Origin of the sequence: Micromonospora sp. NPDC047187 (assembly GCF_040643355.1) — a bacterium.
GTDB lineage: Bacteria > Actinomycetota > Actinomycetes > Mycobacteriales > Micromonosporaceae > Micromonospora > Micromonospora salmantinae.
Genome location: NZ_JBEYUF010000020.1, coordinates 21,341 through 32,299, shown reverse-complemented (window position 1 = coordinate 32,299; position 10,959 = coordinate 21,341). Strand labels below are relative to the sequence as shown.

Annotated in this window: 11 protein-coding genes and 1 pseudogene; 9 read left to right on the top strand and 3 right to left on the bottom strand. The window is 72.5% G+C overall.

Annotated elements, in window-relative coordinates; translation table 11 throughout:
- Positions 1-42: 42 nt before the first annotated feature.
- On the top strand, positions 43-1,452 hold the full coding sequence (gene gltX / locus ABZ794_RS25580) for a glutamate--tRNA ligase (RefSeq protein WP_307850521.1): 1,410 nt from the start codon (positions 43-45) through the stop codon (positions 1,450-1,452).
- A 174-nt stretch (positions 1,453-1,626) separates the two neighbouring features.
- Here the strand turns inward: gltX and ABZ794_RS25575 are convergent, their stop codons facing one another.
- Positions 1,627-2,241: a copper resistance CopC family protein gene (locus tag ABZ794_RS25575; RefSeq protein WP_238690538.1), complete on the bottom strand. Its 615-nt coding sequence runs from the start codon at positions 2,239-2,241 to the stop codon at positions 1,627-1,629.
- Between the two features lie 252 nt (positions 2,242-2,493).
- Between ABZ794_RS25575 and ABZ794_RS25570 the strand changes: the two genes are divergently transcribed.
- Positions 2,494-3,144, top strand: coding sequence for a hypothetical protein (locus tag ABZ794_RS25570; protein WP_210783437.1), 651 nt, complete (start codon positions 2,494-2,496; stop codon positions 3,142-3,144).
- Positions 3,145-3,200: 56 nt separating this feature from the next.
- On the opposite strand, the gene ABZ794_RS25565 is transcribed toward ABZ794_RS25570, so the two are convergent.
- Positions 3,201-3,530, bottom strand: coding sequence for a hypothetical protein (locus ABZ794_RS25565; RefSeq protein WP_210783435.1), 330 nt, complete (start codon positions 3,528-3,530; stop codon positions 3,201-3,203).
- 315 nt (positions 3,531-3,845) lie between these two features.
- Here ABZ794_RS25565 and ABZ794_RS25560 point away from each other — a divergent pair, with 315 nt between their 5' ends.
- The 7 genes and pseudogenes from ABZ794_RS25560 to fabF all read left to right on the top strand — a co-directional run bounded on the left by ABZ794_RS25560 (position 3,846) and on the right by fabF (position 10,564).
- Positions 3,846-5,030: a histidine kinase gene (locus ABZ794_RS25560; protein ID WP_357517926.1), complete on the top strand. Its 1,185-nt coding sequence runs from the start codon at positions 3,846-3,848 to the stop codon at positions 5,028-5,030.
- The gene (locus ABZ794_RS25555; protein WP_210783431.1) at positions 5,027-5,728 is read left to right on the top strand and encodes a response regulator transcription factor; all 702 of its coding nucleotides are present in this window, start codon (positions 5,027-5,029) and stop codon (positions 5,726-5,728) included. Before ABZ794_RS25560 ends, ABZ794_RS25555 begins: the two co-directional genes overlap by 4 nt.
- A gap of 37 nt (positions 5,729-5,765) precedes the next feature.
- On the top strand, positions 5,766-7,067 hold the full coding sequence (locus ABZ794_RS25550; RefSeq protein ID WP_357517924.1) for a helix-turn-helix domain-containing protein: 1,302 nt from the start codon (positions 5,766-5,768) through the stop codon (positions 7,065-7,067).
- Positions 7,068-7,145: 78 nt separating this feature from the next.
- Positions 7,146-8,054, top strand: a pseudogene (locus ABZ794_RS25545) (ACP S-malonyltransferase); the annotation flags it as partial.
- A 14-nt stretch (positions 8,055-8,068) separates the two neighbouring features.
- Positions 8,069-9,013, top strand: a complete 945-nt coding sequence (locus ABZ794_RS25540) for a beta-ketoacyl-ACP synthase III (RefSeq protein ID WP_091409280.1) — start codon at positions 8,069-8,071, stop codon at positions 9,011-9,013.
- 82 nt (positions 9,014-9,095) lie between these two features.
- Positions 9,096-9,335, top strand: a complete 240-nt coding sequence (locus ABZ794_RS25535) for an acyl carrier protein (protein ID WP_030330276.1) — start codon at positions 9,096-9,098, stop codon at positions 9,333-9,335.
- A gap of 2 nt (positions 9,336-9,337) precedes the next feature.
- Positions 9,338-10,564 carry a beta-ketoacyl-ACP synthase II gene (gene fabF, locus ABZ794_RS25530; RefSeq protein WP_124855678.1) on the top strand — a complete coding sequence of 409 codons (1,227 nt, stop codon included), beginning with the start codon at positions 9,338-9,340 and terminating at the stop codon, positions 10,562-10,564.
- A gap of 50 nt (positions 10,565-10,614) precedes the next feature.
- Here fabF and ABZ794_RS25525 read toward each other — a convergent pair whose 3' ends face one another.
- Positions 10,615-10,833, bottom strand: coding sequence for a hypothetical protein (locus ABZ794_RS25525; RefSeq protein WP_112582579.1), 219 nt, complete (start codon positions 10,831-10,833; stop codon positions 10,615-10,617).
- Positions 10,834-10,959: the final 126 nt, after the last annotated feature.

Genomic DNA, 10,959 nt, shown 5'->3' with positions numbered 1-10,959 from the left:
CGGTGGCGGAAAGCAGTCGTGTACCGCCGTAGGCTGGGGGACGTGACAGTACGTGTGCGCTTCGCCCCTTCCCCGACCGGTATGTTCCACGTCGGCGGCGCCCGCTCGGCGCTGCAGAACTGGATTTACGCCAAGCAGCAGGGCGGCGTGTTCGTGCTGCGCATCGAGGACACCGACGCGGCGCGCAACAAGCCCGAGTGGACCGAGGGCATCCTCTCCGCGCTGGACTGGATCGGGATCTCCCGGGGCAGCTACGAGGGCCCGTACTTCCAGTCGGCGAACGCAGGCGAGCACCGGGCCGCCGCCGCGCGCCTGAACGAGTCGGGCCGCGCCTACTACTGCGACTGCACCCGCGAGGACGTGCAGGCCCGCACCGGCTCGCAGTACCAGGGCTACGACGGCTACCACCGCGACCGTGGCCTCGGCCCCGGCCCGGGGCACGCCCTGCGCTTCCGTACGCCTGACGAGGGCGCGACAGTGGTGGTCGACCTGATCCGTGGTGAGCCCACCTTCGAGAACAAGCTCATCGAGGACTTCGTCATCGCCCGGGGCGACGGCTCGCCGGTCTTCCTGCTGGCCAACGTCGTCGACGACATGACCATGGGCATCACCCACGTGATCCGGGCCGAGGAGCACCTGCCCAACACTCCCAAGCAGCAGTTGCTCTGGGAAGCCCTCGGGGTCAAGCCGCCGATCTGGGCGCACGTGCCGGTGGTGGTAAACGAGAAGCGGCAGAAGCTCTCCAAGCGCCGGGACAAGGTCGCCCTGGAGGCGTACCGCGACGAGGGTTACCTGGCCGGCGCGATGCGCAACTACCTCATGCTGCTCGGCTGGGCCCCCTCCGGCGACCGGGAGATCGTTCCCTGGTCGGTCATCGAGGACGAGTTCCGGCTGGACGAGGTCAACCTCTCCTCGGCGTTCTTCGACGAGAAGAAGTTGCGCGCGTTCAACGGCGAGTACATTCGCGCGCTGCCGGTGGCCGAGTTCATCGACGCCTGCCAGCCGTGGCTGACCGGCACCGGGACCATCGCGCCGCCGCCGTGGCAGCCGGAGGAGTTCGACGCCGACGCGTTCGCCGCCGTGGCGGCACTGGCCCAGACGCGGATCGCGGTGCTCAGCGAGATCGTGCCGAACGTCGACTTCCTCTTCCTGGCCTCACCGCTGATCGACGAGGCCGCCTGGACCAAGACGATGAAGGACGGTTCCGCCGAGCTGCTGGACGACGCCGTCGCGGCGTTCGAGGCGCTGGAGTCCTGGGACGCCGAGTCGTTGAAGTCGACCCTGGAGGCGGTCGGCGCCGAGCGGGGCCTCAAGCTCGGCAAGACGCAGGCGCCGGTGCGGGTCGCGGTCACCGGCCGCACCGTGGGTCTGCCGCTGTTCGAGTCGCTGGAGGTGCTCGGTCGCGAGCGCACCCTGACCCGGATGCGCGCCGCCCGCCTGCGCCTGGTCTGACTGTCGCTCGTCGACGCGTCACGAGCGCGTCGCCGGTGCAACTCCGCATCGCCCTGTCCTTTGCTCTGCACCCCAATAGGCGCCGGTCGCAGACCGTAGCCGTCGCATCCGCGGGTGCAGAGCAAAGGATGACCCGCGCACCTGACCCACCGGGGGGCGGCGAGGATCAGAGGGTTACCGAGCTCGTCGCTGTCGGCGGAACACGAGGCCGGCCCCGAGTGCGGCGAGCAGCAACAGGCCGCCGAGCGCCCAGATCCACCAGCGACCGCCGGAGTCGGACCGCTCCGACGCCGCCGGCACCGTGGAGGCCGTCGAGCTGCCGGGGGTCACCGACGCGGGCCCGGCAGAGGGTGCGCCCTCGGCCGACGTGGCAGCCGAGGGCGAGCCGGCCGGGCTGGTGCCGGCGGCCGACGGCGAGGCGGACGGGTCGGCCGCGGTGCCGGTGGTGAGGGTGAACCGCACCTCGCCCTTCACCGGGTGCCCATCGGACGACGCGAGCTGGTAGCCGACGATGTAGAGCCCCGCGGCGGCCGGCTTGAACGGCACCCGCACCCGACTGCCGTCGAAGGCGGGAGTCCCGCCAGCGACCACATTGTCCGGTCCGGTTATTGTGATCTTCGTCGTGGTCGGCGACGGCTTGGCGAGGAACCGCAGCTCGACCCGGGCGGGTGCCGACGCCACGCGGGCGCCGTCACGCGGGTTACTGCCGGTCAGCTGGTTGTGGGCGGCGGCCGGGGTCGCCGGCACCAGAAACGACACACCGAACGCCACGCCGAGCACCACTGGCATGACCCGCACCGTACGTGTAACCCTGCCCCCCATGAACCCCTCCGTAAGGGTACGATCCGCCCGCTGATCAAACGGCTCCTCATTAGTCGAGCAGAGATCGCAGATAGTTCCAAATACTGTTCCGAAAGCTGCAACTCATCGACGTTCTGCGGAGTCTGTAGGAGTGGACGCGACCATCCGGTCGATGCCGCACCGGCAGATCGGTCCAGACGTCACGACGAAGCCATCCATCGAACGGGGCGAGGAGGCGGGATGGTCCGACACATGAGGCGGTTCGCCGCCGTGTTGGCGGGCACGCTGACGGTGGCACTGCTGTCGCTCGGCACCGCCGGCTCGGCCTCGGCGGCGCCGAAGCCGGCACCCGCCGGAGTGGACATCACCGGCACAGGGCTGTCCGCGCCGCTGCGGCTGCACGCGGACAAGGAGCCCGCCCTCGTGGGCGCGGTCATCGACCAGGTCAACTTCCTCGCTCGCACCGGCATGCCGACCGGTCCGAAGGCAGCCAACCTCGGTCCGAAATACACTGTCGTGGTGCTCGCCGGCGAGACGCCGAAGCAGACCTACGACCTCTATCCCAAGGCGATCGGCGGCCCCCGCGTCTTCCGGCCGGCGAAGCAGCCGGACGGCCGCAAGACCAGCGCCGGCTGGTTCCTGGGTCGGCTCAGCATGTCCGAGACCCTGCGCACCGCCGGTGTGCCGCTGGAGCGGCAGTTCGACACGGTCAGTGGCGGCGCGGGCGGCGGCGAGCGAGTCCTCCCGGAGGACACGCTCGACCCGGCGAAGGACCTCGACGAGGCGCTCGGCGACCTGCAACGCCTGCTGCTGCTCAACGTCGGCGTGATGCTGACCATCACGGTCGGCCTCGCCGGGATCGCCCTACTGATCCGCCGCCGCACACGCTGAGCCGGCGTACCCGCTGACCCGAGGCACTCGCTGGTCAGCGGGTGCGTCGCCGGTGTTCAGCACCAGCGGCGCGGTGGGCGCTCCCGGCGGGTGGCCCGCGGCCGCGGTCGGACCGCGCCGTGCCGATGTGCCCCGGCCCAGCCGGGAAGTTCGCTGAGGCAACCAGCGGGAACGTCCGAGTCGGGCTCGGCGAGACCGGCGGGCTCGGCGGAGCGCTGACGCGGCAGCAGGGGCTCGTCGTCGACGCGCCCGTGCAGCGGCTCCACCGGGTGCGATGGTGCGCCGCCGACCGGCCGGCGGTGCTTGCCAGCCGCCTGCGGGTCGTGGTGCCCCGGCCGGCAGGGCTCGCCCTGGGCGCAGCCGTGCTCGGCCTCCCCGTGCGCCATCCCCGGTCTCCTCACGCTCGCCTCACCCTCGGGTGCTCTCCCCGAGGTGCCCTGTCACCGTACTGGCCGGGACCGACGGGCCGCGCGCAGCGTACCCGGGGTCCGGACCGGCCGGTCCTCGAAGACGCCGCTGAGCGCGGGGGCCGGTTACGCAGTTCACAGCTTCTTCTGGTGCCGTTCACCCGGGGCGTCCCGGCCGAGGGCACACACCGGCGGTCGGCAAGGGTCCGCGTACCCCTTTCGGCGCATGGCGGCGCGGTCGAGGTCCTCCCCCGGTGGGAGTTCGGCGGGCGACGGCTGTGGTGGGATCGGGGCATGCGTGCGCCACCGTGGCTCGACTCCGGCACCCTCGGCCGCGACCTCGTGCTGGCCGGCGCGTCACTGGCCGGTGGCCTGGTGCTGCACGGCCTGGGTTGGCAACCGCAGGTCCGTCCGGACGGGAACGTGCCGTCGGCGCTGTTCCTGCCGCCGCTGGTGGCGGTCTGCGTCGCCGTCGGCCTACGGCGGGTCGCACCACGCGCCAGCCTGGCCGTGGGGACGGGCGCGCTGGTGGTCGACACGGCGCTGGGCAGTTCGCTGGGCACGGTCCTGGTCTACACGCAGGTGCTCTACGACGCCTGCGTGTACGGCCCGCCCCGGCTGTGGCGGTGGTTGCTGCGGATCACCGTGACGCTGAGCCTGGTCGGGGTGGTCGTCGGCGTGCTCGGGTACGGCCAGTGGCGCGGGGCGGCGCTCGGGGTCCTGGTGGTGCTCGCCGGGGTGCTGCCGGTCCTGACCGGCATCAGTGTGCGGCAGTACCGCGACCAGGCCGCCGCCGAGCGGGCGCGGGCCGAGCAGACCGCCCGGCTGGTCGAGTTGGACCGTCGGCAGGCGGTCAGCGCCGAACGGGCCAGGATGGCCCGGGAGTTGCACGACGTGGTCGCGAACCACCTCAGCGCGGTGGCCATCCACGCCACCGCCGTGCTCTCCGTGCCCGGGTTGGATCGCGGTCAGGTGGAATCGGCGTTGCGGGTGATCCGGGAGAGCAGTGTGCAGGGCCTCGCCGAGATGCGCCAGATGATCGAGGTGCTGCGCGAGCCCGGGACCAGCGCAGACCCGGCCACGCCGGAGGTGGTCACCGCGCGGCTGGCCGAGGCGGACGGACTGGTCGACCGGGTCCGGGCGGCCGGCCTCGCGGTGCGGGTCCGGACCGATGGCACGCCGGGCGCGTTGCCGGTGGGGGTGGACCTCGCCGCGTACCGCATCGTGCAGGAGTCGCTGACGAACGCGCTCAAGCACGGCACGGGTGAGGCGGAGCTGACGATCGCGTACCGGCCGGCCGAGGTGGTGCTGACTGTGGAGAACCCGGTGCGCCGGGGCGGGGCCGGGCTGCCGGGCGCCGGGGCCGGGCTGATCGGCATGCGGGAGCGGGCCACGCTGCTGGCCGGCCGGTTCACCGCCGGGCCGCACGACGGCCGTTGGCAGGTGCGGGCGGCCCTGCCCACCGGGGAGGGCGGGTGACCGGGCCGGCAAGGCCACCGGACGACGCGGGCCCGGCGACGGTACGGGTGGTGCTCGCCGACGACCAGCCGGCGGTACGGGCCGGACTGGTCCTGATCCTGAACAGCTCACCGGGCGTCGAGGTGGTCGGCGAGGCGGCCGACGGCGACGCCGCGGTGCGCCTGTGCCGGGAGTTGCGCCCCGACGTGGCGGTGCTGGATGTGCGGATGCCGCGTCGGGACGGGATCTCCGCGACCCGGGCGATCGTCGGCGACGGGCTCGCCGACGTGTTGGTGCTCACCACCTTCGACCTGGACGAGTACGTCTTCGGGGCGTTACGGGCCGGCGCGGCCGGGTTCCTGCTCAAGGACACCGACGCCGAGGGCCTGGTGAGCGCGGTACGGACGGTGGCGCGGGGCGACGGCTTCATCGCGCCCACTGTGACCCGCCGGTTGATCACCGCCTTCGCGGCCACCGCGCCGGGCGCGTCGGCGGACGCGCGGGCGGCGCTGGGCACCCTCACCCCGCGTGAGCGTGACGTGTTGGCCTGCCTCGGGTTGGGCCTGTCCAACCAGCAGATCGCCGATCGACTGGTGCTGGCGGAGAGCACCACAAAGACCCATGTGAGCCGGATATTGGCGAAGCTGGACCTGCGCAGCCGGGTGCAGGCAGCGATCCTTGCCCAGGAGGTGGGCCTGCCCGCTCCCCCACAGCCGTGAGACGGGCACCGACGGTGGTCGGCGGACCGGTGCCGGCGTGGTTGGCCTGCTCACGACGTGTCAGGCTAGGGCGGTGAGCACGCCGGGCGGTGGGGAGCTGTCGGCCACGCTGCGCCGGATCGAACGATCGGCGGGGGCGTTGGCCACCTCCAGCGTGGCCCGGATGGACGAGACGCTGCCCTGGTTCCGGGCGCTGCCGGCCGACCAGCGTTCCTGGGTGATGCTGGTGGCCCAGGCGGGCGCGAGGTCGCTGGTGCAGTGGCTGCGCGACGGCGGTGGCACTGCGGACAGCACCCAGGAGGTCTCGGACGAGGTCTTCGCCGCCGCCCCGCAGGCGCTGGCCCGGTCGATCACCCTCCAGCAGACCGTGGCGTTGATCAAGGTGACGATCGACGTGGTCGAGGAGCAGGTGTCGCACCTGGCCGCCGAGGGTGAGGAGCAGCAGCTACGCGAGGCGGTGCTGCGCTTCTCCCGGGAGATCGCGTTCTCCGCCGCCCGGGTGTACGCGCGGGCCGCCGAGTCGCGCGGCGCCTGGGACGCCCGGTTGCAGGCGCTGCTTGTCGACGCGCTGCTGCGCGGTGACTCGCCGGACGTCCTGGCCAGTCGGGCCGCCGCGCTCGGCTGGGCGGACGCGCCGCCGGTGGCGGTGGCTGTCGGTCGGTCGCCCGGCGGCGAGGTCTCCGCGGTGCTGCACGTGGTCTACCGGCAGGCCCGCCGGATCGGCGTGGAGGTGATCGGCGGCGTCCACGGCGACCGGTTGGTGATCGTGCTGGGCGGCGCACCTGACCCGCTGACCGCCACCGCGAAGCTGCTGAGCGCGTTCGGGGACGGCCCGGTGGTGGTCGGTCCCGCCGTACCGAGTCTCGACGAGGCGACCGAGTCGGCGCGGGCCGCGCTGTCCGGCTTTCGGGCCGCACCAGCCTGGCCGAGCGCGCCCCGGCCGGTGCCGGCCGCGGACCTGCTGCCGGAGCGGGCCCTCGCCGGCGACGCCGAGGCCCGTCGGCGGCTGCGTCACGATGTGTACGCGACGCTGGTGCGCGCCGGTGGGGAACTGCTGGCGACGCTGGACGCCTTCCTGGCCGCAGGTGGGACGCTGGAGAGCGCGGCGCGGGCACTGTTCGTGCACCCGAACACGGTGCGCTACCGGTTGCGCCGGATCGCCGAGGTGACCGGGTTCTCGCCGCTGTCGCCGCGCGACGCGTTCGCCCTTCAGGTCGCGCTGACCGTGGGTCGGTTGGATCCGGTCGCCCCGCTGGCCTCGTCGGTCCCGACTCAGACAATGACCCCGGCTACCCGGAAATCCGCCCAAACCGAGGATGATCCCCGCCGATCTTTGTAGGAAACCTCTAAAGGGCCTAGTGTGGTTTGGTCGAAGGCGGCACCGCGTTACCCGCCTTTATCCGGGAGAGTCATAGACGTGCTCGCCGTACTTAGTCCCGGCCAGGGTTCTCAGAAACCCGGCTTCCTGACCCCCTGGCTCGACCTGACCGGCACCGAGGCGCGACTGCGCGACTGGTCGGCGTTGGCCGGGGTCGACCTGCTGCACCTGGGCACCAAGGCCGACGCCGACGAGATCAAGGACACCGCCCGCACCCAGCCGTTGCTGGTCGCCGCGGCGTTGCTCGCGGCCGAGCACCTGCCCCTGGACGGCGTCGCGCTCACCGCCGGCCACAGCGTCGGCGAGTTGGGTGCCGCCGCCCTGGCCGGTGTGCTGTCGGCCGACGCCGCGATCACCCTGGCCGGGGTTCGCGGCCGGGAGATGGCCGCCGCGTGCGCGTTGGAGCCGACCGGAATGGCCGCGGTGCTCGGTGGCGACCCCGACGAGGTGATCGCCGCGATCGAGGCGAACGGGCTCTACCCGGCCAACCGCAACGGCGCTGGGCAGATCGTCGCCGCAGGCGCCCTGGACGGGCTCGACAAACTCGCCGCCGCGCCGCCGGCACGGACCCGGATCATCCGACTCCAGGTGGCCGGCGCGTTCCACACCCCGTACATGGCTCCGGCCGAGACCGCGCTCGCCGCGGAGGCCGCCGGGATCACCCCCGCCGACCCGGCCCGGACCCTGCTGTCGAACCTCGACGGCACCGCGGTCGACAACGGCGCGGCCATGGTGCAGCGCCTCGTTCGTCAGGTCACCGCACCGGTGCGGTGGGACCTGTGCATGCGTACGCTTGCCGACCTCGGGGTCACCGGCGTGATCGAACTGCCCCCGGCCGGCACCCTCGCCGGCCTGGTCAAGCGGGAACTCAAGGGCGACGGCGCCCCGGAGATCGTCACCCTCAACACCCCGGACGACCTGCCGGCCGCACGGGACCTGATCGCCCGTATCGGAGGTCGTTCATGACTGGCAGTCGCATCGTCTCGATGGGGCACTACCAGCCCTCCCGGGTGGTGACCAACGACGACATCGCCCAGCTCGTCGACACCAACGACGAGTGGATTCGCGACCGGGTCGGCATCGTCAGCCGGCGGATCGCCGACAGTGAGACGGTCGCCGACATGGCCGCCGCGGCTGCCGGCAAGGCGCTGGCCAACTCGGGCCTGACCGCCGCCGACATCGACCTGGTCGTGGTCGCCACCTGCTCCTCCATCGACCGCAGCCCCAACGTGGCCTGCCGGGTCGCCGCCAAGCTGGGCATCACCGCCCCTGGCGCGTTCGACCTCAACACCGCCTGCTCGGGCTTCGCGTACGCGCTGGGCACCGTCGACCACGCCATCCGGGCCGGGGCGTCGCGCAACGCGATCGTCATCGGCGCGGAGAAGCTGTCCGACTTCACCGACTGGACCGACCGCTCCACCTGCATCATCTTCGCGGACGGAGCCGGCGCCGCGGTGGTCTCCGCCACCGCCGACGACGAGCCGACCGGGATCGGCCCGGTCGTCTGGGGTTCGGTGCCGGACAAGAGCGACGCGGTCCGCATCGAGGGTTGGCGCCCGTACATCCAGCAGGAGGGGCAGGCGGTGTTCCGCTGGGCCACCACCGCTATCGCGCCGCTCGCGCTGCAGGCCTGCGAGCGGGCCGGGGTCGACCCGTCGGAGCTGGCCGCGTTCGTGCCGCACCAGGCCAACGCCCGGATCATCGACGGCATCGCCAAGCGGCTCAACATCCCCGACGCGATCATCGCGAAGGACATCGTCGAGTCCGGCAACACCTCCGCGGCGAGCGTGCCGCTGGCCCTGTCCAAGCTGGTAGAGCGCCGGGAGGTGCCCTCGGGCGCACCGGTGCTGCTGTTCGGCTTCGGCGGTGGCCTGACCTACGCCGGTCAGGTCGTCCGCTGCCCCTGACCCCCTCGGGCGCGTACGCGTCCAGGAGTGGCGGTCGGCGACGCCGGCCGCCGGAGAACCCCGATGAAAGGAACCAACCGCAATGACCCGTGACGAGATCACCACCGGCCTCGCCGAGATCCTCGAAGAGGTTGCCGGGGTGAACCCGGACGACGTGGCCGAGGGGAAGTCCTTCACCGACGACCTCGACGTCGACTCGCTCTCCATGGTTGAGGTAGTGGTCGCGGCCGAGGAGAAGTTCGGCGTCAAGATCCCGGACAACGAGGTGCAGAACCTCAAGACCGTCGGCGACGCTGTCAGCTACATCGCGGCGCAGTCCTGATCATGAGTCGTCCAGACGTCGTCGTCACCGGGCTCGGCGCGACGACCCCGCTTGGCGGGGACGTCGCGTCGACCTGGGACGCAATGCTCGCCGGCCGCTCCGGGGTGAGTGCCCTCACCCAGGAGTGGGCCGAGCAACTGCCGGTCCGAATCGCCGCCCAGTTGGCCGTGGAGCCGTCCGAGGTGCTGGACCGGGTCCGCCTGCGCCGCCTGGACCGTTCCGAGGCGATCGCGATCATCGCGGCGCAGCAGGCCTGGGCGGACGCCGGCCTCGCCGGCTCCGACCTCGACGGGGAGCGGTTGGCCGTCAGCGTCGGCTCCGGCATCGGCGGTGCCACCACGCTGCTCGCCCAGGACGACATCCTGGAGGCGTCCGGGCCACGGCGGGTCTCCCCGCACACCATCCCGATGCTGATGCCGAACGGTCCGGCCGCCTGGGTCGGGCTGGAGCTGGGCGCCAAGGCCGGCGTGCACTCGGTGGCCAGCGCCTGCGCCACCGGCGCCGAGGCGATCGCCCTCGGCCTGGACATCATCCGCTCCGGCCGGGCCGACGTGGTGGTGGCCGGCGGCACCGAGGCGGTCATCCACCCGCTGCCGATCGCCGGCTTCAGCTCGATGCGGGCCATGTCCACCCGCAACGACGACCCGGAGCGGGCCTCCCGCCCGTGGGACCGGGGCCGGGACGGCTTCGTCCTCGGCGAGGGCGCCGGCATCGTGGTGCTGGAGCGGGCCGAGCACGCCGCGGCCCGGGGCGCCCGGGTGTACGCGCGCCTCGCCGGTGCCGGCATCACCTCCGACGCGTACGACATCGTGCAGCCGCACGCCGAGGGCGAGGGCGCGATCCGGGCCATCGCCAAGGCGATCGCCGACGCGGACGTGGCCAAGCGGGACATCGTGCACGTCAACGCGCACGCCACCTCGACCCCGGTCGGGGACATGCTGGAGATCGGTGGGCTGCACAAGGCGCTCGGCGACCACCCGGTGCTGTCCGCGACGAAGTCGATGACCGGTCACCTGCTCGGTGCGGCCGGTGCGCTGGAGTCGATCGCCACCATCCTGGCGATCCGCGACAGCGTCGTCCCTCCGACGATCAACCTCGACGACCCTGAGCCGGGCCTCACCCTGGATGTCGCCGCGCACAAGGCCCGCCACATGGAGATCCCGGCCGCGTTGAACAACGCGTTCGGCTTCGGCGGCCACAACGTGGCTCTCGTCTTCGCCCGCCCCTGAGATCCTGCGAAAGGGCCCCTTCTCTCGACGAGGAGGGGCCCTTTCGTCGTTCAGCCTCGGTTGCGGGGGTGCTGTTTGGCGGTGCGCTCGTTGCCGTGGCGGTAGTTGCCGGTCCAGCGGGCCATCACCAACTGCGGGTCGTCGTCGACCTCGGCCAGGAACTCCGCGGCCCGAGCGCCGCGCAGCGTGCCGGCGACCCGGCCGTGGTGGGTGATCACCACAGTGCCGTCCGCCCGTTGCACGTGCCGGAATCCTGCTGCCGCTCCCATGGGGTGAGGCTGTCAGACCGACCGGCGCGGAGGCGACCGGGTTTCCGTGGCGCGGGCGCACGATCCCGATTGACGTCGAGGGACCGCACGGCTTAGATGGGCCAACTGAAGATCGACTGACGGGGA